The following is a 23802-nucleotide window of genomic DNA, read 5'->3' on the forward strand; positions in this document are numbered from 1 at the left end:
TAAAAAACCGCAGCCCTTGGGCTGCGGTTTTATTGAGAGAATATTTTTGATTGAATCGTTTTATATTTTTAACAGTCTATTTATTCCTATATTTTAAATTGCAAGCATCTCTAAATTTATTATAGCAATCAGTTCTTGAGTTAATTTCAGATGCTGGTGAAAATAAATAAAAATACTTATCAAAATACTTTCTGTCACTTCGTAAATCCCCGCTCCATGAATATTCACTTACTGTTCTAGATAGTATTTCGCTGAACATTTTATCATTTATTTCTTTAACTAGAGTGTCACATGCATTCGCCGCTTGCTGTATTACCAATACATCCAGCTTTATTGGTTTATCCAAAAAATCTTTATATTCTTCAAGGCCTAATGATAGCGCATTATTTGAACCAAATAATCCAGAGCGATGTACAACACAGTGGCGCAATTCAGCAATAAAATCAAAATCCTTAAATGCGGTGTCTAATTCTGGATCTTGGTTTAAATTTAATAAATTAACGCCAGTCATATTTTTTATAGTTTCTTTAATATTGTATGCTGAATGGAATGAACATCCCTCCATTAATGCTTCTGGCATCAACTCTTTATTATGATGCATAGCTGCGCCATATGTTAGCTCTCTATTGTAACTTTTTTTTCTTGATGCGCTATCAAGTAATAGTAGTTTTCTGATAAGACATCTTACATAACTTTCGACCGATGAAATGAAACCAAGAATCAATAAATTTGCTAGTCTATCCCATTCTGAATTCCTAGATTCAGCTAATGAAATATATATCCCAGATGTGTTGTCTAGAGTAAAGCAGCCCATCAATTTTTTGTAACTTAAAATACTGGATTGATAGATATCGATGGGAGATCTTTGTGGCTCCTCATATGAAGTATCAAATAACTCATGAGACCGTAAAGTCGTAGTGCTTCTTGAACCTGAGATTGGATATTTAAATTTATTCTTAGCCATTAGTATAAGAACTCGTTTGTCCATGAGTTGATTTTGTTTACAATCTTCTCGGCATATTTAGGGCCTACACGCTTTACTTTCCTAAGCTCCTCAATAGCATTATCTGAGATCAGGACATCTTCAATAGTCTTAAATTTCGAAATTTTTATTACTCGATGTTGAAAGGCTGTAAAAGGTAACTCAGATAGTTTTTTAGTCATACATTCTTTAAAGATTGAGCTATCGATTAGTTCCTTTCCACATATATGACAAAATTTTTGCCCATCAGCTATTCGTGATGCACCACAATTACTACATTCGGGGAGATCAAGCTTAATTTTTGATATGATATCCGGGGTTAGTATTTTGTTAAACTTTCGTCTTAATGGGTGTTTTTCAGATGGTGACTCTAACGTTTCAACTAGCTTCCTAACATTAAAACCTCTACTTTTTATTAAGGCTTTTTCATTAATTAGTAATGCTAGATGTGGAACAAATCGTCTGAGCTTTCGGTCTGTTCCGTGAGATACAGTGGGCATTTCAAACAGAAGTCCAGCCTCTATTAAAAACTTTATCATCCTTTCTGCTTTCTCATCAATGTCTTCTATTCCAACAGTGATGGTCTTCTTGTATTCAATTCCTTTCTCATCAAAGTTTTTGTAATTGTACTCTTTGATTTGAGTTATAATTTTTTCTAGAAAAACGTTGCCAATCTTAATAAAGCTACCGTACTGCTTTATCTTTTCTGATATTGAATTGTATTCAGTTATAATATTTTCACATTTTTCTTGAATAACATAGTTTATTTTTTGTTGAGTGGTGTTTTTTTCAGACTCAATGTACGTTCTAATTAATGAAATGTAAGATCTCGGGATGCCAAAAGAAGCGAACATTAATAACTTATTTATATCGTCATCGATATCAATTCTATTGCTAAATCGACTGTCGATAATCGATTGCATGAAGGTCGTATAATCTCTATCTTGAACGTTCATCCATATTGACACCTGTTCTGCATCTTGGCCAATATGAAATCTTGGTCCATACTGTGTTGTCCCTGGGTATACAGAAGCTTTAGGTGAAATTTTTATGCTCTTTATGCTTCTGAATATGTCAAAAAACTCAACCATATAGTCGTGTGTTAAGGTCAATGCTGCATCATCAAGCAAAAGAATTGATCTTTTTCTACCCGTTTTATCAATTGCTCTATAAATAATATCCTGTGTTAGGGAAATGTTTATTGTTGTTATTATCTCACTATATCTTTCATCGTATCTATTTCTTTCTACATCTTTAAGGAATTCATTTATTTTCGTAATGTTTAAGCATTTAGCATCAAATTCTACTTGATATTCTTGCATTACGGCATAAGAAATTTTACACAATACCCAAGCATGGAAAATATCCAAGGCATTTGATTTGTTATGAAGGTAAGCTTCAAGCCTCAAATAATGGTTGAAAGTAACATATATAGGTAAAGGAAAGCTTTTGTTTCCTAAGCAATAGTTGAAGGCACATCTCATTTGATGTGTTTTACCTGTTCCTCGCGGGCCGGTTATCAGCTTTGCGCCAACCTGAATAAGCTTCTTCTGGACTCTAACGAAATGCTCACTGTTTGCTGTCCAATCTGTCAGTTCTTCTTCGCTTAAATAGTCTGCTCGTTCCTCATATTCACTACTATCAAAGAATGCCAAATCCCTTTCTAGTTGTTCATGCATCGTATTAATCTCTTTACCTTTAATCGGTTAGGTTGTAATATACGTTATTATTATCATTAGGTTATCACAGAACGTGGTTGATTTAAATCAGTATTACACATCAGGCGACACCAGCAAGTTATTAGCATCAATGCTTGATTTGAGTGACGTTAGAAGCTGCATAGAGTTGAGTGCTGGTGAGGGTGCATTAATTGCACCAATCAAAGATAAAAGTCAGAATGTATCTTTTACAAGTGTAGATTTAGATCCTTTAAATATAAAAAAATTAGAAGTTAAATATCCAGAAGATATACATATCTGTGGTGATGCTTTAGATCCAAACATTTCTGTCAAGAATGCATCCTTTGATCTTGCTGTGTGCAATCCTCCATTTTCAAATGGCGCCCTGGATCAGCGGGCGTTAGATATATTAGGTGATGATTTTAAGAAATTCTTTTATAAAGGTAAGAAAATAAGGCTTGAGGTTTTATTTATTTTAAAAAACATATCCTTATTAAAAGATAATGCATTGCTGGCTATTATTGTTCCTGATTTAATCGTCTCGTCAGCATCGCTATCTGGATTTCGAGAGCAGCTTTTTACTTCTTTTAAACTTGAGGGCGTAGTTGAATTAGAGCATGGTGTTTTTAAAAAAACGGAAGCAAAAACATATATTCTTTACATTAGAAAAACAAAACCTCACTATGAATATAAAACAGCATTTTATGTAAAGTACAATAGTTGTAATGAACAATATTCAGGTACATTTAATATATCTTCATTATACAAAGAAGATAAATCAAAAAAAATAGATGGAGTTACCATTTTTAGAGGCTCAACATCTAGTAAGCAATGTAGAGATTCCAATTTTCAGTTTCATCATACCTTTTCTGAAATAAAAGATTTTTCAACCGTCATTTATCCTCATATAGAGAGAGAATTGGTTGGTTTCAAATATGCAATTACTGGAGATATTTTAATTGATAGGGTTGGTAGAAGTGTTGGTAAAACGGTTTTTTTGAATGAAGGTAAGATAATAATCAGTGATTGCATTATTGTAATAAGATTTGTTAGTGAAAGATTGAAGTTGAAATTTATTTATGAATGGTCAAAAAATCGTGATCGGTGGTTAGAAAAACATGTTAAAGGCACTTGTGCAAAAAATATTTCTATTAAAAGTATTAATGAGTTCATTATTTCCATCAGTCCTGATGATGCTCGTATGGTCGATTAGCGAAGCGTAATCGGTCGCTCAAGAAAAAGCATTGTCACGGTAAAATACTCATTATCGGACCTTCTATATACAACAGTTCCCGATAGGGATATGTATCGTTTGCTCTTGTACCCACAATGCATTTTTCACCTATGCAACCCTGTCGATGGTACTGGTTGCATAAGTACGACAACCTAGTCTCTTCATACGGTTGGTTAGGGCATGATCAGAGATAACAACCCTCCCGATCTTTGCCCCGAATAGGCAGGGGGCTGTTACCGCGGTGCAATGCGCTGCGCTTATTGCACCCTACGTCTGTTTACTGGCCTCGGGGTGGCGGGTTGGGTGTTGCCCCCTGTTGTTCGCCGAGGTGAGGGCACAAGGTCAGGAGCGCCGTCATGGACGACGGCGCAGACGCAGGCGGTACAGGGATGTACCGTCTGCGTCGTTCCGCCAGACCTTTTGCCTGAACCGAGGGAACCCGACGGAGGAGGGCGAACAAGTGGGGGATTAGACCTTTGGTGACTTTGGGTCTTTCCAAAGTCACTCGCCAAGCCGCGCAGCGACGGCGAAACCCCGTCGAGGACGGAGTCCTCGTGTCCTGCATGGCGAAGCCATGCCAAATACCTTGTTGCAGGGCAAAGACGTTACCGACCCCTCACCCTAACCCTCTCCCGCAAGGGGAGAGGGAATGGCGACCGCGGACGATTACGCTTCGCTAATCGACCCTACTGGCGAAGTCGTGCCAATACCTTGTTGCAGGGCAGAGACGTTACCGACCCCTCACCCTAACCCTCTCCCGCAAGGGGAGAGAGGACGGTTACCGCGGACGATTACGCTTCGCTAATCGACCCTACGCTAAAGTCGCTACCGCCCCTGATTGTCGCTACCAGATTGCGCCGTTGACCATTGATCTCGGAAAAGGGGTCAACAGACGCCCATCGCCATATTACGGAGCCAGAGTGGTCTTATCTATGGTTTTGATGAGCTAACTATCAGAAAGGAGTGATTTTTTGCGCTGGCACAAACTTTTATTAATTAGCAATTAGTTGATGATTGTCGGGCTTGGCAGTGGCAGGGCGGTGGGGTGACGCCGCGAGAGGAGTGCAAACGGTAAAAAAAGAGTGAAGCGCAAACTGTAAAGAAGGAGAGCGCAAACGGAAAAAAGCGAAGGGGCCCGCGGTGGGCCCCTTGTTGTTGGCGCTCGACGCGGCGCCGCTATTTGGCGGCGGGGGTAGGGAAGTATTTGCTGTGCAGCAGCGGGTATTCGCTGCTCGCCAGCACCTGGGTCAAGCCGGTCTGGAACTCCTTGACCAGCTCGTCGCTCACCGGATGGCTAAAGGCGAAGCAGAACTGCTCCGAGCTCAGAACCCACTGCTCCTTGAAGCGAGCGGGATCGAGTTTTTGTTCGACGATCAGCTGCTCCATGGTGGTCTTGTTGGTGGAGACCAGATCGACCCGGCCGGAGGTGAGCATCTTGAGTGCCTGTGCCAGCCGGTTGGCCGCCATCAGTTTGGTTTCGTCAAAGCCGTTGTTGAGCAGCAATTGCTCACCCACATCGGCCCGCACCGCTCCGATATTGAACACCTTGGCATCGTCGAGCTTGGTGATGGTGATATTGCGATCGGCCAGCCCCACCAGCACGATCTCGGCATACCCGATGGGGCAGGCCCACTTGAACAGGGGGTCCCGCGCCTGGGTGCGGGCGGTGGAGAAGAGCACCGCATTGGGTTTTTGGGTCAGCAGGTAGTAACCGCGCGCCCACGGCATGATGGTGATGGGCTGCGCCGGTGTATTGGTCTTTTTCCATACCAGTTGCAGCAGCTCGACTGCGAGGCCGGTGGGGGCGCCGCTGGCATCGGCGTAGTTGTAGGGTTTGTACTCTTCGGTGATGTAGTGCAGTTTGCCGAGCTCAGGACTCGCCTGTGCGAGGGTGGCCAGCAGCGCCCCGGCCAATCCAATCCATGGTTTCATTTTTGCCATCCTGATCAAGGGAATATCTGCTCAAGTGTGACCAAGCTGGCCGATTTCGCCAAGGCGACGGAGCATGTTTGGCAAAAAATCGCGAGGGGCGGCCGCCATCCCGCACCCTATGCCAGCGGTGATCAGGGCGTTAGCGCAGCGGCAGGTATTTGGCTTGCAGGGCCGAGAAATCCGCCGAGGCGACGACCTGGGTCAGCGCCTGCTGAAAGAGGGCGACCTCGCTGTCGGGCACCTGACGGCTGAAGGCGTAGCAGAGCGGTCTGGCATCCAGCACGAAGGCGACATGAAAGTCATCCGGCTTGAAGCCCAGTTGTTGCAGGGTTTGATAGCCCACCAGCTTGTTGGTCGCAAACAGATCGGCGCGACCTGAGGTGAGCATTTTGGCCGCCTGGGTGAGGCGATTGGCCAGCATCAGCTGGCGTTCATCGATACCGCGTTCGAGCAGCAGCTGTTTGGAGACGGTGGATCGCACCACGCCGACCTTGTAGCGGCTGATCTCGGCCACCGAGCCGAGGGTGATGTTGTCCGCCTTGCGCCCCAGCAGCACAAATTCCGAGTGATCGATGGGGCAGGCCCACTTGAAAAGCGCCTCCCGCTGCGGAGTGCGGGCGGTGGCAAACAGCACCACATTGGGTTTTTGTTGCAGCAGGTTGTAGCCCCGGGCCCAGGGCAGAATGCGGATGGGCTGGGGCGACACGCCGCGCGCTTTCCAGATAAGCTGCATCAGCTCTACCGACAATCCGGTTGGCATCCCTTGCTGGTCGCTGAAATTAAACGGGGGAGAGATTTCGCTCAGATACTCGAGCTTGCCCGGATCGGCCTGCGCGAAGGTGGCCCACAAGAGCAGTAGCAGATGAGGTAGGTGCCATGTCCGCACGGGAAAGATCCTTCGCAATCAACTATGTAGCCCAGTTTGACTGCTTGTGGCGGGAATAGCTAGCCACCTCTATTGTATCTTTCATCAATAAAATGGGCAGCGAACCGCTGCCCAGCGGGTGAGTGAGTGCTCAGCGCACCGGCAGGTATTTGGCCTGCAATTTGCGAAACTCTTCCGAGGCGAGGGCGCGGGTCAGGCCCTGCTGAAAGAGGGTGATCTTGCTGTCGGGCACCTGACGGCTGAAGGCGTAGCAGAGCTGCTCGGCGCTCAGCACCATGGCCACATTGAAGTCGTCGCTGCTCAGCTTCAATTCGCGGATGGCGTCATATCCCGCCAGCTTGCTGGTGGCGAGCAGGTCGGCGCGGCCGGAGAGCAGCATCTTCAACCCCTGCGACAGGCGGTTGGCCGGGATGATGTTGTTGTCATCCATGCCGTTGTTGAGCAGCAACTGCTCGGCGGCATCCGAGCGCACCGCGCTGATCTTGTACTGGCTCATCTGTTCGAAGGCGGTCAGGGTGATGTTCTGCGCTTTGCGGCCCAGCAGTATGTACTCCGAGTAGCCGATGGGGCAGACCCACTTGAAGAGATCCTCCCGCGCCTGGGTGCGGGCGGTGGAGAAGAGCACCACGTTGGGCTTCTGGGTTAGCAAGTAATAACCTCGCGCCCATGGCAGGATGCGCACCGGCTGGGGCGTCACGCCGCTGTGTTGCCAGATCATCTGCAGCAGATCGACCGCAAGGCCGGTGGGCTGGCCTTGCGGATCGCTGAAGTTGTAGGGGGGGTACTCTTCGGTGAGGTACTCGAGCTTGCCCAGATCAGCCCGGGCCGTCGAGGCCCAGCAGAGCAGCAACAGATGACAGATCAGCCATATCCTCATTGGGAACATCCTTAGCGATCAACCTTCCCTTGAGTGTGACCATGAACAGAGTAAATAGCCACTCACGGCTGTTACCAGCGGGCGCGGATCTGCCCGATGGGCTGGTAGGCCTCGTCCCGCAGCCCCACCAGCAGGGTCTTGCCATCCGCTTGCAGCCGGAACTCGCCGTAGCGGGCCGCTTCGTACTGCCCCCCCGTGCCCTCTTCAAAGAAGTAGGCATCGGGGCCGATCTGCCACTGCCGTTCACTCTTGTGCACCTGCAATAGCCGCTCATCGCTGGCGAGCCGATCCGGTTTGCCATCGGCCACCAGAGTGGCCACCTGATGGGCATCGAGGCGGATCACCAGGGTATCGCTGCCCTTGTTTTGAGTCGCACGGGCGTCGCGGCTGGTCAGCTCGCGGGCAATCTCGTAGTTCAGCCGCATGTAATCCCCCTGCATCAGGGAGCGGGGATCGACCGGAGCGAGTCGCAGCAGCACCACTTCGCCGCTGCTCATGGCGTGCTCATAGCGCCAGACGGTGGCATTGATGCCCGCCAGGATGGCGAGGCCGCTCAGTAACAGGGCGAGCTGTCGGGTGACGGGTTTCATGAATCGCTCCTTGCCGCAAAGGTGGTGAGCAGTTGGCGGGCACCCAGCAGCAGGATGCCGGAGCCCAGCAGCAGCCAGGATTTGGTCATCAGGGTGAGCCCCAGATCGTAGTAATAGAGCGAGCCATAGCCGAGCAACAGCAGGGCCGAGAGGGTCATCAGCCCCAGACTACCGGCATAGAAGCCGAGGATCAGCACCAGTGCGCCCGCCCCCATGCCGGGGATGATGGCGCTGATCAGCACCAGTGGCAGGCCAAACAGCAGCGGGAGCTTGAGCTTCACCATCACCGCCAGCAGCAGGGCGGCGCAGAGCAGGGGATTGAGCCAGAGCGGCAGGCGGGACAGCCCCAGCTCGTCCAGCACGCTGCTGCCGCCATCCCACAGCGGATGGTGCAGACGGCCCAGCACCAGCAGCGAGAGGGCGAGCCCCAGCGTGATGGAGTGGTAGAGCTGGTGGCGCTCTGGATCCCTATCTGCCCGCAGCCAGCAGAAGGCGATGGCCGCCATCACCAGCGGCAGCGCCAGCAGTTGCAGCCCGAGGCAGGCAAGGCCAAGAGTGAGCAGCAGTGCCGCCGCCACGCTGTGAAACAGCCGCACCAGCCAGTGATCGAACAGCACGGCGATGGCAAGGGACAGCAGGCACAACCCGAACCAGAGCAGGGCGTGATGAAGATCAAGCTGATCGAGCAGGCCATAGAGCAGCCAGGCATCGGCCGCCAGGGTGAGTGCCAGCACGAACTGATCCCAGAGATCGCCGCTTTGGCTGCGATTGAGGGCGTAGGCCCCCGCCAGCAGCACGGCCCCCAGCAGCAGGGCGCTGTTGGCCTCGCGGGTCAGCTGCTCGAAGGTGAGAAACAGGAAAAAGAGCAGGAACAGGGCGGCAATCCAGCCCACCAGCCCGAGCAGAAAGCGGCTCGACCAGTGGGGCTGGGTGTCACGGGGCATCTCCCCCTCCACCAGATTGGCCTGTTGCAGCGTTTGCCAAAGGGTCAGATCACTCATGAGACCTCCGTTGTTGTTGCAGCCAGCGGGCGGCGGTGACAGAAAGGCCGATGGCAATCAGGCTCAGCAGCAAAAAGCCGTTGATATCGGGCTCCATCCACTTGCCCAGTGCCGCGAGGATGACGGCAATCAGGCTGAGGCACCCCATGGCGAGTCCGGCGATAAATTTGTGGTTCCACAGGGCATAGGCCGCAGCGAGCCAGCCAAGCCAGAGCGGCCACACCAGCGCAGAGGCGGCATCAAACAGCGCCAGCAGGGTGAGCAGGGTGGCCCCCAGACCGGCAGCAAGGCCCGCCAGCCAGCTTGGCATCAGGCGCCAGCGGTTTGGTGCCAGCAGAAGCAGAGCCCAGAGGGCGGCGTTGAGGAGGGTCAGGCACCAGCCCAATCCTTCTTCATCGAAGGTAAAGAAGAACGTGAACAAACCGAGCCGCCAGTAGAGCACCAGCGCCAGCTGGCCGAGCAGCCAGCTTAAGGTCCAGAGCAGGGGACTTTGGCCAAATGTCGCCAGCGGCACCAGCATCAGCGCCCAGGTGGCGAACAGCTGCCAGGGATCGGCGCCGGTCTGGTAGGTCTGACCCACCAGCGCCAGCAGGGCGCCGATATTGAGGGCGATGGCGAGCAGCAGCGCCTGACGGGGGGTATCCTCCAGCGGTTTGCGCCACAGCAGAAGCAGCATGGCGAGCAGCGGCGCCTCCAGCAGGGCGAGGCGGGAGACCCGGCCCAGCTCTTGCCAGTTGAAGGCGACGAAGAAGATGAGGCCAGCCCCGATACAGAGGGCGCCGAGCCAGAGCAGCAGCCGGTCAAACAGCCACTGCCAGCGCGCCGGATGGGGGGAAGATCGGCGAGGGTCAGGGCGTCCACCAGCTTCTCTGGCGCCAGCCGTCCCTGTTTGACCCATTCGAGAAGCGTCTCTCTTGATATGTTGTGCATGGGGGGACTCCGCGAGGTTTGCCCCATTATGGCATGAGGCATCCGCAACCGTGCACTGCCCCTTGGCTCTACGGCTGGTGGTTGCGACAGCGGATTACGCACTAGACACAGCAGCAAACAAAAAAGCCCTCCACAGGGGAGGGCTTGGTCATCGGATATGGGCCATCAGGCAAAGATCAGGGTGCTCACCCCGAGGCCGACGAAGAGGATGGCGCAGGCGATGCGGATCCCCTTGAGCGGCAGCTTGTCTGCCCCCAGCTTGCCGATCAGCACCACAGGCACGTTGGCCAGCATCATGCCGAGGGTGGTCCCGGTAATGACCTGCACCAGCGAGTCATACTTGGCGGCCAGCAATACGGTGGCGATCTGGGTCTTGTCGCCAATCTCGGCGATGAAGAAGAGCACGAAGGTGGCCATAAAGGGGCCGTATTTATCCAGCGAGCTCTCCTCGTCATCCATCTTGTCCGGCACCAAAATCCAGATAGCCATGGCGATAAAGGCGATGGCGACCAGCCAGGTCATTATCTTGGGATCGAGCCAGCGGCTGATGAACTCACCAATCCAGGCAGCGCCCGCATGGTTGAGCAGGGTAGCCGCCAGCATGCCGGCGATGATGGGCCAGGGCTTGCGAAAACGGCAGATGAGCAGCAACGCCAACAGCTGGGTTTTATCGCCGATTTCGGCAATGGCGACGCTGAGGGTTGAGGTTAACAAGGCTTCCATAAAAATGACCGGGGGACGGAATTGTTATAAACCAAAGACAAGCCTGCGCCATCCGTCCCCGGTATTGGCACTGGCCCGTCAAAGGTCTTGTCAAATCCATGGCTGGCATGGATCACCCTGACCATGGTGATTTGGCACCAAGTATGTTGATCAGGGTCGCAAACCGGTATTCATGCAATCGATGGCACCGGCGTGCGAGACTACTCCCCCTCGATGGGAGCGGGCATTCTAGGGAAAAACCGCATGAGTGACAAGGGGATCAGCCACCCACCAGCTTGACGCTGAAACCGGCTTTCTCCAGCTCGGTTTTGATCAGGTCCCGTTTATCCCCCTGGATCTCGATCACTCCCTCCTTGATACCGCCTCCGGTGCCGCACTTTTTCTTGAGCAGGGTGGCCAGGGATTTTTGCTGATCGGCGGGTACGCCATGAATGGTGATCACCCCTGCACCCTTGCGCCCCTTGGTCTCGCGGCGAATGCGCACTGTGCCGTCGGTGGGGAAGGGGGAGGCGGATTGGGGAGCGCTCTGCTCCTTGATCATGCCGCCATCTGTGCTGTAAACGAGGCGGCTGTTGTTGTCGTGACTCATGGCATTACTTTATGGGTTAGCTAAGCGGAGTTTGATTTTACTCAAATAAAAGTTGAAGACACAGCTTATAATGCCCCAAGTAAAAGCGAATTATTATTGTTTAACTTCAGGAGTCAGTCATGGTACTCACGCAGTTGTCACCGGGACAGAGTGCTCGCATCAAGAATATGAATCAGCTCGCCCGGCCGCTGCGCCGCAAACTGATGGTGATGGGCCTGTTGCCCCAGACTGAAGTCATCTATCTGCGCTCCGCCCCCTTGGGGGACCCGCTCCAGATCCAGTGCCAGGGGATCTGTCTCTCCATGCAAAAGAGTCTGGCCCAGCAAATAGAAGTCGAGCCGGTATAACCCCCTGTTCGGCTGCCGCTCCGGTCAAGAAAGTCACCGGGAGCGGTTCAGAGACAAGAAGTCGAACCTGCAAAGCGGCTTGCCACACGCACGCGGCGGGTTCAGAAGAAAATAGAGGTAGAGCTGGTATGAATTATTCCCTGGTAACGGTAGGTAACCCCAATAGCGGCAAGACCTCCCTGTTCAACGCCCTGACCGGCGCCCGCCAGCAGGTAGGCAACTGGAGTGGTGTCACTGTCGACAAGAAGATGGGTGAGTTCAGCGCGGGTGAACATCACTTCAAGCTGATGGATCTGCCCGGCATCTATAGCCTGGCCAGTCAGGATGGCAGTCTGGACGAGCAGATCGCCAGCCGCTTTGCCCAGGGCCAACAACCCGACCTGCTGCTCAACGTCATCGACGCCGCCAATCTGGAGCGCTCCCTCTACCTCACGCTGCAACTGCGCGAACTGGGCCTGCCCATGGTGGTGGTGCTCAACAAGCTGGATATCCTGCAAAAGCGCCGCATCGTCATCGACGAGAGCAAGCTCGGCAAATCCCTCGGTTGCCCGGTGGTGGCCCTCTCTGCCCACAACAGCAAGCAGGTTGCCGCCTTCAAGCAGCAGATCCGCCAGTTTATCGGTCAGCCGCAAGCCGCCTTGCAGCTCGATTACGGCCACGCGCTTGAAACCGATCTGGCGGAGCTGGAGACCCTGCTCGCCCCGCATCACCTCACTACCCGTGGCCGCGCCCTGCGCCTGCTGGAAGAGGATGCGGTGATGCAGGAGACCCTGCTGCCCGGTCAGCAGGCGGCCGCCGCCAATGTAGTGGCTCGCGCCCATCAGGGACAGGATATCGACCTGCAGCTGGCGGATATTCGCTACGGCCATATCCACCAGTGGGTACAACAGGCTCGTCAGCAGAAGGGCAAGCTCACCGAGGCCCAGAGCGAGTGGCTGGATCGGGTGCTGCTCAATCGCTGGATTGGCATCCCCTTCTTCCTGTTTGTCATGTACCTGATGTTCCTGTTTGCCATCAACGTTGGCAGCGCCTTTATCGACTTCTTTGACATCATGGGCGGCGCCCTGTTTGTCGATGGGGTGCACCACCTGCTGGGACTGGTCAATGCCCCCGAGTGGCTGGGCGCCATTCTGGCAGACGGCTTTGGCGTTGGTTTGCAGACCGTGGCCACCTTTATTCCGGTGATTGGCTGCCTCTATCTCTTCCTCGCGGTGCTGGAGAGCTCCGGCTATCTGGCCCGTGCCGCCTTCGTGGTGGATGCCCTGATGCGCCGCCTCGGCCTGCCGGGCAAGGCGTTCGTACCGATGCTGATGGGCTTTGGTTGTACCGTCCCCTCGGTGATGGCGACCCGCACACTCAACTCCGAGCGGGAGCGGCTGATGACCTCCGCCATGGCCCCCTTCATGTCGTGCGGTGCCCGTCTGCCGGTTTACGCCCTGTTTGCGGTGGCTTTCTTCCCCGAGTCAGGTCAGAACCTGGTGTTCGGTCTCTACCTCATCGGCATTCTGGTGGCGGTGCTCACCGGCCTGTTGCTGCGCAGCACCCTGCTGCCGGGCAAGAGCGACTCCATGCTGATGGAGATGCCGGATTACGAGTGGCCGCGTCCGGTCAACGTTGCCATCAAGACCTGGCAGAAGCTCAAATCCTTCGTCTTTGGCGCCGGTAAAACCATCGTACTGGTGGTCGCCGTGCTGAGCGTGCTTAACTCCCTGGGTACCGATGGCAGCTTTGGCCATCAGGAGCAGGAGAGTTCGGTGCTGAGCAAAATCAGCCAGGCGGTGACCCCGGTGCTGCACCCCATAGGTGTACGCGATGACAACTGGCAGGCCACGGTCGGTATCGTCACCGGTATCTTCGCCAAAGAGGCAGTGGTCGGTACCCTCAACAGCCTCTACGCCGGTGGTGGTGGTGAAGAGGAGGAGAGCGAGTTCTCGCTGGTGGCCAGTTTCCACGAGGCGATCGATGCCGTGGCGGCCAATCTGGCGGAGATCAACCCGAGCGACCCCATGGGGCTTGATGTTGGCAACCTCGACGACCAGAAAGCTGCCGCCGAGGCGCAGGAGGTGGATGTCTCCACCTACGGCAATATGCAGACCCACTTCGACGGGGCGGCCGGTGCCTTTGCCTACCTCTTGTTCGTGCTGCTCTACATGCCTTGCGCCGCCGCCATGGGCGCGCTGGTGCGGGAAACCGGTCGTCAGTGGGCGCTCTTTACCGCCGCTTGGTGCAACTACATGGCCTTTATGTGCGCGACCCTCTTCTATCAGGTCGCGACCTTTGCCGCTCATCCGGAGCAGAGCCTGTTCTGGATCGTCAGCTACGGCCTCTCTCTGGTACTGCTCTGGTGGGCCGGTCGCCGTCACGGTGACATCGTCGCCCGCAAGGTGGTGACCTTATGATCCTGCGCGAGCTGGGGGATTACCTCGCCGCGCAGCAGAAGGTGAGCCGGCGTGATCTGGCTCGCCACTTCCACACCTCGGAAGATGCGGTGGAGGCCATGCTCGGCGTCTGGATGCGCAAGGGGCGGGTCATCAAGCGTGAAAGCCGTGTCTGTGGTGGCAGTTGCTGCGGCAAGAGCGAGGAGGTGATGTTCGAGTGGTGTGATGCGGGCCAGATTGGCATCAAGATCCGCTAAACGACTACCCAACCTCATCACCAAAGATCGAACAATAAAAAACGGCAGATCCTGCGCAAGGGTCTGCCGTTTTTATTGCTGAAAACAGGCGGGATCAGGCGCTCTGGCGAGCCTCGCTCAGCAGTGCCAGCGCCGGTTGGGCGTTGTCTGGCATCAGCCGGTAGGCCTTGTGATGTTTGACCAGGGTGGTCTTCTTGTTGCCCTGGCTCAGCAGCAGGCCGTGCTTGAAGGCCGCCTCGGCCAGCACCTTCTCGTCACCGCGCACATAGAGGGTGAGGGGTTTGACAAGCTCACCGTCCTCGATATGGCCTTCATATTCGCTATGGCTTACCACCAGACTCGGCTGACCGCCCGATTGCAGGCGCAGCTTGGCGTTCACTTCGCTCTCGGTCAGCACCAGCCAGCCTGCCGCTGAGAGCTCCTCCAGCAGGGCAGCCAGCTTGGTTCCCAATTGCTGCGGATTGGTCATGGCGCACTGGTATTGGAAGGCGATGCGCTCCAGCAATCCCTTGAGATCGGCGCCCGCCCCCAGGGTGCGGCCAAGCTGCACCCAAGCTTTCAAATCTTCCATCACCAGACGGGAGAAGCGCTTCTCCTTGAGGGAGTCGGCCATCCAGGTGCAGAGAAAGTGGCTCTCTTGCGCCGGAGTGCGCTTGCCCGCCTTTTGTTCGGCGGTGCGGGCCAGTTCGACCAGGCTCTGGGTGGCCATCTCGAGCAGGGCCTGATTGTAGGTCGGAGAGGTCATAAGCAATCCTTCAGTTGACCACCAGGGGCCAACACCGATGACAGAGATGGCAAAGGCGCCAGTGGCGCCTTTGCGGTTCAATAGAGCAACTGCCCGCCTTATTTCGGCTGACGGGGCTTCTTGGCGGCGGCCAGACGCTTGAGGCGCTGACCCTGCAGCTTGGCTTCGGCCATCACCTGGGCCACGGCGTTATCTTCACGCTGCGGGCGCTTGCCAAAGCGACGACGATCCTGCAACTGCTTGATCAGCTCGTCACGGCTGCTCACCTCATAGCCCGGCACCATGATGCGACGGATCTTCTGGCCGATCAGGGCCTCGATCTCCAGCAGGGTGCGCTCCTCTTCACGGCTGACGAAGGAGATGGCCATGCCGCGCTTGCCGGCACGACCGGTACGACCGATGCGGTGCACGTAATCTTCCGCCAGGAACGGCAGATCATAGTTGACCACGTATTCCAGATCCGGAATGTCCAGACCACGGGCGGCCACTTCGGTGGCGACCAGTACCCGTACCTTGCCTTCCATGAATTCGCGCAGGGCGCGGCGACGGTTGCCCTGGGCCTTCTCGCCATGGACCACGGCGGACTTGATGCCGTCGAGGTTCAGCTCCTCGACCAGCACATCACAGCTCTCGCGGGTACTGGCGAACACCAGCACCTGCTGCCAGTTCTGCTTGCCAATCAGCTCTGAGAGCAGCTCGCGCTTGCGCTTCTGCTCGACCGGATAGACTGTGTGGCTGACGGTGTCGGCGGTGGAGTTCTGCTTGTTGACGCTGACGATCAGCGGTCTGTCCAGCATCAGGTTGGCCAGCTTCTTCACCGCGTCGGAGAAGGTGGCGGAGAAGAGCAGGTTTTGACGGGTCTTGTTGACCGCTTGCAGGATCTTCTGCACATCGGCACTGAAGCCCATGTCGAGGATGCGATCTGCTTCATCCATCACCAGACACTCGACGCCAGAGAGGCTGAGGTTGCAGGCGGTGAGGTGCTCCAGTAGACGGCCCGGGGTGGCCACAATGATGTGAGCGCCCGCTTTGAGCTTCTTGGCCTGCACGTCCTGCTTGCCACCGCCGACGATTGTGATGGTGGTGATATCGAGATACTTGGCGAAGTCATTGATGTTGCTCGCCACCTGAGCCGCCAGCTCGCGGGTCGGGGTCAGGATCAGCACACGGGCGTTGGAAGGCTGGACCGGCGCCGGATTGTCTACCAGACGCTGCAAGATGGGCAGGGCGAAGGCGGCGGTCTTGCCGGTACCGGTCTGGGCGCTGGCCAGCACATCGCGGCCACGGCGAATGGCCGGGATCGCCTGTTGCTGCACAGGGGTCATCTCCTGATAACCGCAATCTGAGACAGCACGCAAAATCTCGGGGGCAAAATCGAACGATTCAAATCTCATAATGGGTTCCTGTGTTCCAGCTGGGCTGTGTTTGGCTTGGTTAGCTCGGCATGAGCGAGACGGAGGTTGTAACCACCGACGGCTGCGCCTGACATCAAGTCAGAGAGTGAGCCGGAAAATGGCGGGCGCGAAGTGTAACAGATAGACGTCACAAATTCTGCCTCAAATGGTTGTCCTTTTCTCATCCTTTGTGGTGTGAATGGCGGTTGAAAGCAATCATTTGACTCCCAAATGCCAAGCCTGGAGGTGTGGGCTAACGGTTTTGGGCAAGGACGAAAGGGATATCGATGGAACTGGAACAGTTAAAACGCCAGCTGGAGCAGCTTGGCGAGCGCAATGACAGCATGCAGCAGGCTCGACACCGCAAGCTGCTCAATATCACCCGCGATACGGGGGAGTTGCTGTCAGTGCTGGTACAGACCCGTGGGGCGCAGGCGGTGCTGGAGATCGGCACCTCCAATGGTTACTCCACACTCTGGCTGGCAGAAGCGGTGCGTCGGCTGGAGGGGCACGTTACCACCATTGAGCTGGATGAGGATAAGCGCGTGCTGGCCCATGACAACTTTCAGAGGTCAGGGTTGGCCCCCTGGGTAACCTTGCTGGCAGGGGATGCGGGCGAGCTGTTACCGATCTTGCCGCAAGGCGGCTATCAGCTCATCTTCCTCGATTCGGATCGTCAGCACTACCGGGCATGGTGGCCGCAGATCCGCCGCCTGCTGGCACCCCGTGGCCTGCTGGTGGTTGATAACGCCATCTCCCATCGCAGCGAGATGGTGGAGTGGATGAACGAGGTCGGACAGGATCCGGCCTTTGCCACCTCGCTGGTGCCGGTCGGCAAGGGGGAGTGGCTGGTGGTGCGTGTGTAGGGAGAGTGAGTATGGAATTGAACACCATGGAGCCAAAAGCAGTGGTAGAGGCCTATTGGCAGGAGATGCAGAGCAATGACTTTGCGAAGGCGGCAAGCTGGCTGGGAGATGATTTTTTCTGTGACTGGCCCCAATCGGGAGAACGGATTGTGGGGCGAGAGAATTTTATTGAGATCAATCGTCGCTACCCCGCAGCTGGCCTGTGGCGCTTCAAGATTGTCCGTCTTCTGGCACAAGGGAGTGAGGTGGTCAGTGAGGTGCTGGTCAGCGATGGGGTCGTAAATGCTCGCGCCATCACATTTCACCATGTTGCGGAAGGTAAAATTCAACAGCAGACCGAGTATTGGCCCGATGAGTATGCCGCGCCAGAATGGCGCAGTTCTTGGGTTTGTCCGATGCCAAAGAGTTAGCCATCGCTATTCACTGGCGGCATGTCAAAGAAATCAGCCCCGCATTGGCGGGGCTGATAGTGAAAGTGCATCACGGTCTTGGCCGGTCGGATCAGACCGCCAGATAGTCCATGATCCCTTCGGCCGCCTTGCGCCCTTCGTAGATGGCGGTCACCACCAGATCGGAGCCACGTACCGCGTCGCCACCGGCGAACACCTTGGGGTTGCTGGTCTGGAAGGCATACTCCGCCTGCTCGCGGGCCTTGATGCGATCCCGGTTGTCGAGCTCGATGCCGAACTCCGCCATCCAGGGCTGGGGGTTGGGCTGGAAGCCAAACGCCATCACCACCGCATCGGCAGCCAGCACCTGCTCGGAGCCCTCGATGATCACCGGATTGCGGCGGCCATTGGCGTCGGGTTCACCCAGCTCGGTGCTCACCACCTTGATGCCGACGGTGCGACCATGGGCATCCAGCTCGACAGCTACCGGTTGCAGGTTGAACATGAATTCAACCCCCTCCTCGCGGGCGTTTTTCACCTCCCGCTTGGAGCCCGGCATGTTCTCCTCGTCGCGGCGATAGGCACAGATCACCTTGGCGGCCCCCTGACGGATGGCGGTACGTACACAGTCCATGGCGGTATCGCCACCGCCCAGCACCACCACCTGCTTGCCGGCGAAGTCGATATAGTCGGCTTGCGCCTTCTCGAACCCCAGCAAGCGGTTGGCGTTGGCGATGAGATAGGGCAGGGCGTCATAGACTCCCGGCGCCTCTTCGTTGGCAAAGCCGCCCTTCATGTACTTGTAGGTACCGACCCCGAGGAAGACCGCATCGAACTCGCCGAGCAGATCGGCGAAGGTGATGTCCTTGCCCACTTCGGTCTCGAGACGAAACTCCACGCCCATCCCCTGGAAGATCTCGCGGCGACGCTGCATCACCTCTTTTTCCAGCTTGAAGGAGGGGATACCGAAAGTGAGCAGGCCACCGATCTCCGGATACTTGTCAAACACCACCGGGGTGACGCCATTGCGTGCCAGCACATCGGCACAGGCGAGACCCGCAGGGCCGGCGCCGATGACGGCGACCCGCTTGCCGGTCTTGACCACGTTCGAGAGATCGGGCTTCCAGCCCATCTCGAACGCCTTGTCGGTGATGTATTTTTCGATGTTGCCGATGGTCACCGCGCCGAAGCGATCGTTGAGGGTGCAGGAGCCCTCGCAGAGGCGATCCTGCGGGCAGACCCGACCGCACACTTCCGGCAGGCTGTTGGTCTGGTGGGAGAGCTCCACCGCCTCCAGAATGCGCCCCTCTTTGGCCAGCTTCAGCCAGTTGGGGATGTAGTTGTGGACCGGACACTTCCACTCGCAGTAGGGGTTGCCGCACTCGAGGCAGCGATCCGCCTGCATCTGTACCTGCGGCTGATTGAAGGACTCGTAGATCTCCACAAACTGGATTTTGCGGATCTTGAGCGGCTTCTTGGGCGGGTCGACCCGCTGGACATCGATAAACTGAAATACGTTCTGGCTCATAGGGTTCCCTCCTTATTGCGCCTGGATTCTGAGTTCTGCACTGGAACGGCTGGTGTGACCCAGCAGCGATTTCACGTCGCTGGACTTGGGTTTGATCAGCCTGAACTTGGGCACATAGGAGTCGAAGTTGGCCAGGATCTCCTCGGCGCGCGAGCTGCCGGTCTCATTGAGGTGCGCCGTGATGATGCCGCGCAGGTGTTCCTGATGGATGGCGAGATCCGCCACGTCCAGCAGTTCCACCAGCTCGGGATTGGTGCGCTTGGCGAAGTTGCCGCACTCGTCGAGCACGTAGGCAAAGCCGCCGGTCATGCCCGCCGCGAAGTTGACGCCGGTCTGACCCAGTACGGTGACGATACCACCGGTCATATATTCACAGCCGTTGTCGCCAATCCCCTCGACTACCGCCAGGGCGCCGGAGTTGCGCACCGCGAAACGCTCGCCCGCAGTGCCAGCGGCGTAGAGTTTGCCGCCGGTGGCGCCGTAGAGGCAGGTGTTGCCGATGATGGCCGCTTCATGGGATTTGAACGCCACGCCGACATGTGGCTTGATCACCAGCTTGCCGCCGGTCATCCCCTTGCCCACATAGTCGTTGGCGTCACCGGTGAGGATCATCTCAAGGCCACCCGCGTTCCAGACGCCGAAGCTCTGGCCTGCGGTGCCGTTGAAGTGCACCTTGACCGGATCCGCCGCCATCCCCTGATTGCCGTGCCGTTTGACAATCTCGCCCGAGAGGCGCGCACCCACCGAGCGGTCGGTGTTGCGAATGTCGTAGCGGAACTCGCCGCCGCTTGAGGTTTCCACCGCTTCCAGCAGATCTTCCACCATTTTCAGGTTGAGCGGCCCCTTGTCGAAGGTGGGGTTGTGCTGCTGGCTAAACAGGCTGGAACCTGCCGGTGCCACCGGACGAGCCAGAATGCCGGAGAGATCCAGCTTGGCCTGACGGGCGGTGAGGCCGGGCAGGGCCTCCAGCAGATCGGTGCGGCCAATCAGGTCGGTCAGCTGGGTGACACCGAGCTGGGCCATCAGCTCGCGGGTCTCCTCGGCGATGAACTTGAAGTAGTTCATCACCATCTCCGGCAGGCCGGTAAAGTGCTCGCGACGCAGCTTCTCATCCTGAGTGGCAACGCCGGTGGCGCAGTTGTTCAGGTGGCAGATCCGCAGGTATTTGCAACCGAGCGCCACCATGGGGCCGGTGCCAAAACCAAAGCTCTCGGCGCCGAGGATGGCCGCCTTGATGATGTCGAGGCCAGTCTTGAGACCGCCATCCACCTGTAGCCGCACCTTGTGGCGCAGACCGTTGGCGACCAGCGCCTGTTGGGTCTCGGCCAGACCCAGCTCCCACGGGGAGCCGGCATATTTGACCGAGGTGAGCGGGCTCGCGCCAGTGCCGCCGTCATAACCGGAGATGGTGATGAAGTCGGCATAGGCCTTGGCCACGCCGCAGGCGATGGTGCCAACGCCGGGTTCGGAGACCAGTTTCACCGACACCAGACAGCTCGGGTTGATCTGCTTGATGTCGAAGATGAGCTGGGCCAGATCCTCGATGGAGTAGATGTCGTGGTGCGGCGGCGGCGAGATCAGGGTCACGCCGGGCACGGAATAACGCAGCTGGGCGATCTGGGCGGTGACCTTGTCGCCGGGCAGCTGGCCACCTTCGCCGGGCTTGGCACCCTGCGCTACCTTGATCTGCACCACATCGGCGTTCATCAGGTAGTGGGGGGTGACGCCAAAGCGGCCGGAAGCCACCTGCTTGATGCGAGAGTTCTTCTCGGTACCGAAGCGCTTGGGATCTTCGCCACCTTCGCCGGAGTTGCTTTGACCACCGAGGCGGTTCATGGCAACAGCCAGCGCCTCGTGGGCCTCAGGGCCGAGGGCGCCGATGGACATGGCGGCGGAGTCGAAGCGGGGGAACAGCTTGTCGGCCGGCTCAACCTGATCCAGTGCGACCGGATTGTCGACCTTCTTCAGGGCCAACAGGTCACGCAAGGTGGAGACAGGGCGTTCGTTGACCAGACGGGCGTACTCCTTGTAATCGGCATAGTTGCCGGAGCGCACCGCGGTTTGCAGGGTCTGCACCACATCCGGGTTGTAGGTGTGGTACTCACCGCCGTGAACGAACTTGAGCAGGCCGCCGTGGGCAAGAGGCTTGCGGGCCAGCCAGGCCTGACGGGCCAGCTTGAGCTGATCCTGCTGGATGTCGGCAAAGTCGGCGCCCTGAATACGGCTCGATACGCCACGGAAACAGGTCTCGACCACCGACTTGGCCAGACCCACCGCTTCAAACAGCTGGGAGCAGCGGTAGCTGGCGACCGTGCTGATGCCCATCTTGGACATCACCTTGTAGAGCCCCTTGTTGATGCCGTTGCGGTAGTTGACCATCGCCTGGCGCAGGGGCATGGCGAGCACCCCCTCTTCAACCTGTTTGGCCAGGGTTTCGTAGGCGAGATAGGGGTAGATGGCGGTCGCGCCAAAGCCCAGCAGCACCGAGAAGTGGTGCGGGTCACGGCAGCTTGCGGTCTCCACCAGAATGTTGGCGTCACAGCGCAGGTTGTTGTCCACCAGAGTGCGCTGCACCGCCCCCACCGCCATGGCGGCAGGGATCGGCAGGGTATCGATGCTGATGTCGCGGTCCGACAGCACCAGCAGCACGGTACCGCTCCTGGCGGCAGCCTTGGCCTCCTCGCAGATGCGCAGGATGGCTGCCTCCAGCCCCTCTTCGGGCTTGAAGTTGAGGCTGATCACCTTGTGCCGGTAGTACTCTCCCTCCAGTGCCAGCAGCTGGTGGAAGTCGGAGTAGAGCAGGATCGGTGACTGGAACAGCACCCGGTGGGCGTGGCCGAAGGTCTCGTTGAAGACGTTCTGCTCGCGACCGATACAGGTGGCCAGCGACATCACGTGGTTCTCACGCAGCGGATCGATGGGCGGGTTGGTCACCTGGGCAAACATCTGGCGGAAGTAGTCATAAAGGGTGCGCGGGCCGGAGGAGAGCACCGCCATCGGGGTATCATCCCCCATGGAGCCGACCGCTTCCTGACCGTTTTCACCCAATACCCGGATGATCTGATCCAGCTCCTCGAAGGAGTAGCCAAACAGCTTCTGATAGGTTTTCAGCTGGTCGTCGGAGAACTCGCGGCTACCGGTCTGGCTGTCGTCCATCTGCTCGAAGGGGACCAGTCGGCGGCAATGTTTATCCATCCACTGCTTGTAGGTGTGACGGTTCTTGAGGTCGTCATCGATCTCGAAGCTGGTCCACACCTTGCCGTTGCTGGTATCCACCACGAACAGCTCGCCCGGGCCGACCCGGCCCTTCTCCAGCACTTCGTCCGGGGTGTAGTCCCAGGTGCCAACTTCTGAGGCGAGGGTGATGAACTTGTCCTTGGTGATGACGTAGCGGGCCGGACGCAGACCGTTGCGATCAAGTGCGCAGGTGGCGTAGCGACCGTCGGTCATGACGATACCAGCGGGGCCATCCCACGGCTCCATGTGCATGGAGTTGAAGTCGTAGAAGGCGCGCAGGTCGTCATCCATGTTCGGGTGCTTTTGCCATGCTGGCGGGATCAACAGGCGCATGGCGCGGAACAGGTCCATGCCACCGGCGAGGAAGAGATCCAGCATGTTGTCGAGGCTGGAGGAGTCAGAGCCGGTGGTGTTGACAAAGGGAGCCGCTTCCTGCAAATCGGGGATCAGCGGCGTCGCAAACTTGTAGCTGCGTGCCTTGGCCCACTGGCGGTTGCCGGCGATGGTGTTGATCTCGCCGTTGTGGGCCAGATAGCGGAACGGCTGGGCCAGCGGCCAGCGCGGGCTGGTGTTGGTGGAGAAACGCTGGTGGAAGACGCAGATGGCCGCCTGCATACGGATGTCGGCGAGATCCAGATAGAAGCGCGGCAAGTCCACCGGCATGCACAGCCCTTTATAGACGGTGACCAGGTTGGAGAGGCTGACCACATAGAAGTAGTCGTCGTTGACGCGCTTTTCGATGCGGCGACGCACGATATAGAGGCGGCGCTCGAGATCCTTGTCGACCCAGCCGGGCGGGGCGTTGACAAAGACCTGTTCAATGCTGGGCAGGGAGGCCTTGGCGATGGTACCCAGTACGTTGGTATCGACAGGCACCTTGCGCCAGCCGACCAGACTCAGGGTCTCTTTTTCCAGCTCTTCGTCGATGATGTCGCGGGTCTGCTGGGCCAATACGGGGTCAGGGTTGAGAAACAGCATGCCGACCGCATAGTTGCGGCCAAGGTGCCATCCCTTCTCCTCGGCGACAGCTCTGAAGAAGCTGTCCGGTTTTTGCAGCAACAAGCCGCAACCGTCGCCGGTCTTGCCATCGGCGGAGATCCCGCCGCGGTGCTGCATGCGAGCCAATGCTGACATCGCGAGACGGACAAGCTTGTGGCTGGCTTCCCCTTCCATGTGGGCCAACAGGCCGAAGCCACAGTTATCCCTCTCCAGCTTTGGATCATATAGTGACATTGCAT

At 56.3% G+C, this 23802-nt stretch carries 19 protein-coding genes and 1 pseudogene; 6 read left to right on the forward strand and 14 right to left on the reverse strand.

Annotated elements, in window-relative coordinates; genetic code table 11:
- Positions 1 to 76: 76 nt before the first annotated feature.
- Together ACTG1K_RS11310 and ACTG1K_RS11315 are read right to left on the reverse strand one after the other, a co-directional pair.
- Entirely contained in the window at positions 77 to 964 is an 888-nt protein-coding gene (locus tag ACTG1K_RS11310) for a hypothetical protein (protein WP_440005376.1), read from the reverse strand.
- Positions 964 to 2661 (reverse strand): hypothetical protein, encoded by a 1698-nt coding sequence (locus ACTG1K_RS11315; protein WP_440005378.1) that lies wholly within the window; start codon positions 2659 to 2661, stop codon positions 964 to 966. The genes ACTG1K_RS11310 and ACTG1K_RS11315 overlap by 1 nt, the downstream gene beginning before the upstream one ends.
- A gap of 73 nt (positions 2662 to 2734) precedes the next feature.
- On the opposite strand from ACTG1K_RS11315, the gene ACTG1K_RS11320 reads away from it, so the two are divergent.
- Positions 2735 to 3874, forward strand: a complete 1140-nt coding sequence (locus ACTG1K_RS11320; RefSeq protein ID WP_440005380.1) for an N-6 DNA methylase — start codon at positions 2735 to 2737, stop codon at positions 3872 to 3874.
- A 1197-nt stretch (positions 3875 to 5071) separates the two neighbouring features.
- On the opposite strand, the gene ACTG1K_RS11325 is transcribed toward ACTG1K_RS11320, so the two are convergent.
- The 8 genes and pseudogenes from ACTG1K_RS11325 to ACTG1K_RS11360 form a co-directional block, all read right to left on the reverse strand.
- Positions 5072 to 5827 carry a substrate-binding periplasmic protein gene (locus ACTG1K_RS11325; RefSeq protein ID WP_005359734.1) on the reverse strand — a complete coding sequence of 252 codons (756 nt, stop codon included), beginning with the start codon at positions 5825 to 5827 and terminating at the stop codon, positions 5072 to 5074.
- A 139-nt stretch (positions 5828 to 5966) separates the two neighbouring features.
- Positions 5967 to 6713 carry a substrate-binding periplasmic protein gene (locus ACTG1K_RS11330; RefSeq protein WP_440005382.1) on the reverse strand — a complete coding sequence of 249 codons (747 nt, stop codon included), beginning with the start codon at positions 6711 to 6713 and terminating at the stop codon, positions 5967 to 5969.
- A 130-nt stretch (positions 6714 to 6843) separates the two neighbouring features.
- On the reverse strand, positions 6844 to 7590 hold the full coding sequence (locus tag ACTG1K_RS11335; protein WP_440005384.1) for a substrate-binding periplasmic protein: 747 nt from the start codon (positions 7588 to 7590) through the stop codon (positions 6844 to 6846).
- Between the two features lie 71 nt (positions 7591 to 7661).
- A complete protein-coding gene (locus ACTG1K_RS11340; RefSeq protein WP_440005386.1) occupies positions 7662 to 8180 on the reverse strand; it encodes a GDYXXLXY domain-containing protein in 519 nt (172 codons plus the stop codon).
- A complete protein-coding gene (locus ACTG1K_RS11345; RefSeq protein WP_440005388.1) occupies positions 8177 to 9181 on the reverse strand; it encodes a DUF4401 domain-containing protein in 1005 nt (334 codons plus the stop codon). The genes ACTG1K_RS11340 and ACTG1K_RS11345 overlap by 4 nt, the downstream gene beginning before the upstream one ends.
- A pseudogene (locus tag ACTG1K_RS11350) lies at positions 9174 to 10111 on the reverse strand (DUF2157 domain-containing protein). The gene ACTG1K_RS11345 and the pseudogene ACTG1K_RS11350 overlap by 8 nt, the downstream one beginning before the upstream one ends.
- A 165-nt stretch (positions 10112 to 10276) precedes the next feature.
- A complete protein-coding gene (locus tag ACTG1K_RS11355) occupies positions 10277 to 10834 on the reverse strand; it encodes a TMEM165/GDT1 family protein (protein ID WP_005337386.1) in 558 nt (185 codons plus the stop codon).
- A 259-nt stretch (positions 10835 to 11093) separates the two neighbouring features.
- Complete coding sequence (locus tag ACTG1K_RS11360) at positions 11094 to 11423, reverse strand: translation initiation factor (RefSeq protein ID WP_005337385.1); 330 nt, start codon at positions 11421 to 11423, stop codon at positions 11094 to 11096.
- A gap of 119 nt (positions 11424 to 11542) precedes the next feature.
- Between ACTG1K_RS11360 and ACTG1K_RS11365 the strand changes: the two genes are divergently transcribed.
- The 3 genes from ACTG1K_RS11365 to ACTG1K_RS11375 all read left to right on the forward strand — a co-directional run bounded on the left by ACTG1K_RS11365 (position 11543) and on the right by ACTG1K_RS11375 (position 14405).
- Complete coding sequence (locus ACTG1K_RS11365) at positions 11543 to 11770, forward strand: FeoA family protein (protein WP_005337384.1); 228 nt, start codon at positions 11543 to 11545, stop codon at positions 11768 to 11770.
- Between the two features lie 128 nt (positions 11771 to 11898).
- On the forward strand, positions 11899 to 14169 hold the full coding sequence (gene feoB / locus ACTG1K_RS11370) for a Fe(2+) transporter permease subunit FeoB (RefSeq protein WP_421279162.1): 2271 nt from the start codon (positions 11899 to 11901) through the stop codon (positions 14167 to 14169).
- The gene (locus tag ACTG1K_RS11375; RefSeq protein ID WP_005350974.1) at positions 14166 to 14405 is read left to right on the forward strand and encodes a FeoC-like transcriptional regulator; all 240 of its coding nucleotides are present in this window, start codon (positions 14166 to 14168) and stop codon (positions 14403 to 14405) included. The genes feoB and ACTG1K_RS11375 overlap by 4 nt, the downstream gene beginning before the upstream one ends.
- A gap of 94 nt (positions 14406 to 14499) precedes the next feature.
- On the opposite strand, the gene ACTG1K_RS11380 is transcribed toward ACTG1K_RS11375, so the two are convergent.
- Positions 14500 to 15150, reverse strand: a complete 651-nt coding sequence (locus ACTG1K_RS11380) for a DUF2913 family protein (protein WP_440005390.1) — start codon at positions 15148 to 15150, stop codon at positions 14500 to 14502.
- A gap of 98 nt (positions 15151 to 15248) precedes the next feature.
- Positions 15249 to 16544 (reverse strand): DEAD/DEAH box helicase, encoded by a 1296-nt coding sequence (locus tag ACTG1K_RS11385; RefSeq protein WP_440005392.1) that lies wholly within the window; start codon positions 16542 to 16544, stop codon positions 15249 to 15251.
- A 287-nt stretch (positions 16545 to 16831) separates the two neighbouring features.
- On the opposite strand from ACTG1K_RS11385, the gene ACTG1K_RS11390 reads away from it, so the two are divergent.
- Both ACTG1K_RS11390 and ACTG1K_RS11395 read left to right on the forward strand, forming a co-directional pair.
- Positions 16832 to 17410 carry an O-methyltransferase gene (locus tag ACTG1K_RS11390; RefSeq protein WP_270820246.1) on the forward strand — a complete coding sequence of 193 codons (579 nt, stop codon included), beginning with the start codon at positions 16832 to 16834 and terminating at the stop codon, positions 17408 to 17410.
- An 11-nt stretch (positions 17411 to 17421) separates the two neighbouring features.
- Positions 17422 to 17820 (forward strand): nuclear transport factor 2 family protein, encoded by a 399-nt coding sequence (locus ACTG1K_RS11395; RefSeq protein WP_440005395.1) that lies wholly within the window; start codon positions 17422 to 17424, stop codon positions 17818 to 17820.
- A gap of 91 nt (positions 17821 to 17911) precedes the next feature.
- Here the strand turns inward: ACTG1K_RS11395 and ACTG1K_RS11400 are convergent, their stop codons facing one another.
- Together ACTG1K_RS11400 and gltB are read right to left on the reverse strand one after the other, a co-directional pair.
- On the reverse strand, positions 17912 to 19327 hold the full coding sequence (locus tag ACTG1K_RS11400; RefSeq protein WP_201946056.1) for an FAD-dependent oxidoreductase: 1416 nt from the start codon (positions 19325 to 19327) through the stop codon (positions 17912 to 17914).
- Positions 19328 to 19339: 12 nt separating this feature from the next.
- Positions 19340 to 23797 carry a glutamate synthase large subunit gene (gltB, locus tag ACTG1K_RS11405; RefSeq protein ID WP_440005397.1) on the reverse strand — a complete coding sequence of 1486 codons (4458 nt, stop codon included), beginning with the start codon at positions 23795 to 23797 and terminating at the stop codon, positions 19340 to 19342.
- Positions 23798 to 23802 lie beyond the last annotated feature (5 nt).

The organism is Aeromonas sp. 102P, from assembly GCF_051920345.1.
Classification (GTDB): domain Bacteria; phylum Pseudomonadota; class Gammaproteobacteria; order Enterobacterales; family Aeromonadaceae; genus Aeromonas; species Aeromonas veronii.

Coding starts and splice junctions, on each gene's coding strand:
- ACTG1K_RS11400 (WP_201946056.1), bottom strand. CDS start 19,327: ATGAGCCAGAACGTATTTCAGTTTATCGATGTCCAGCGGGTCGACCCG.
- ACTG1K_RS11380 (WP_440005390.1), bottom strand. CDS start 15,150: ATGACCTCTCCGACCTACAATCAGGCCCTGCTCGAGATGGCCACCCAG.
- ACTG1K_RS11325 (WP_005359734.1), bottom strand. CDS start 5,827: ATGAAACCATGGATTGGATTGGCCGGGGCGCTGCTGGCCACCCTCGCA.
- ACTG1K_RS11310 (WP_440005376.1), bottom strand. CDS start 964: ATGGCTAAGAATAAATTTAAATATCCAATCTCAGGTTCAAGAAGCACT.
- ACTG1K_RS11345 (WP_440005388.1), bottom strand. CDS start 9,181: ATGAGTGATCTGACCCTTTGGCAAACGCTGCAACAGGCCAATCTGGTG.
- ACTG1K_RS11335 (WP_440005384.1), bottom strand. CDS start 7,590: ATGAGGATATGGCTGATCTGTCATCTGTTGCTGCTCTGCTGGGCCTCG.
- ACTG1K_RS11315 (WP_440005378.1), bottom strand. CDS start 2,661: ATGCATGAACAACTAGAAAGGGATTTGGCATTCTTTGATAGTAGTGAA.
- gltB (WP_440005397.1), bottom strand. CDS start 23,797: ATGTCACTATATGATCCAAAGCTGGAGAGGGATAACTGTGGCTTCGGC.
- ACTG1K_RS11355 (WP_005337386.1), bottom strand. CDS start 10,834: ATGGAAGCCTTGTTAACCTCAACCCTCAGCGTCGCCATTGCCGAAATC.
- feoB (WP_421279162.1), top strand. CDS start 11,899: ATGAATTATTCCCTGGTAACGGTAGGTAACCCCAATAGCGGCAAGACC.
- ACTG1K_RS11390 (WP_270820246.1), top strand. CDS start 16,832: ATGGAACTGGAACAGTTAAAACGCCAGCTGGAGCAGCTTGGCGAGCGC.
- ACTG1K_RS11375 (WP_005350974.1), top strand. CDS start 14,166: ATGATCCTGCGCGAGCTGGGGGATTACCTCGCCGCGCAGCAGAAGGTG.
- ACTG1K_RS11360 (WP_005337385.1), bottom strand. CDS start 11,423: ATGAGTCACGACAACAACAGCCGCCTCGTTTACAGCACAGATGGCGGC.
- ACTG1K_RS11385 (WP_440005392.1), bottom strand. CDS start 16,544: ATGAGATTTGAATCGTTCGATTTTGCCCCCGAGATTTTGCGTGCTGTC.
- ACTG1K_RS11395 (WP_440005395.1), top strand. CDS start 17,422: ATGGAATTGAACACCATGGAGCCAAAAGCAGTGGTAGAGGCCTATTGG.
- ACTG1K_RS11365 (WP_005337384.1), top strand. CDS start 11,543: ATGGTACTCACGCAGTTGTCACCGGGACAGAGTGCTCGCATCAAGAAT.
- ACTG1K_RS11340 (WP_440005386.1), bottom strand. CDS start 8,180: ATGAAACCCGTCACCCGACAGCTCGCCCTGTTACTGAGCGGCCTCGCC.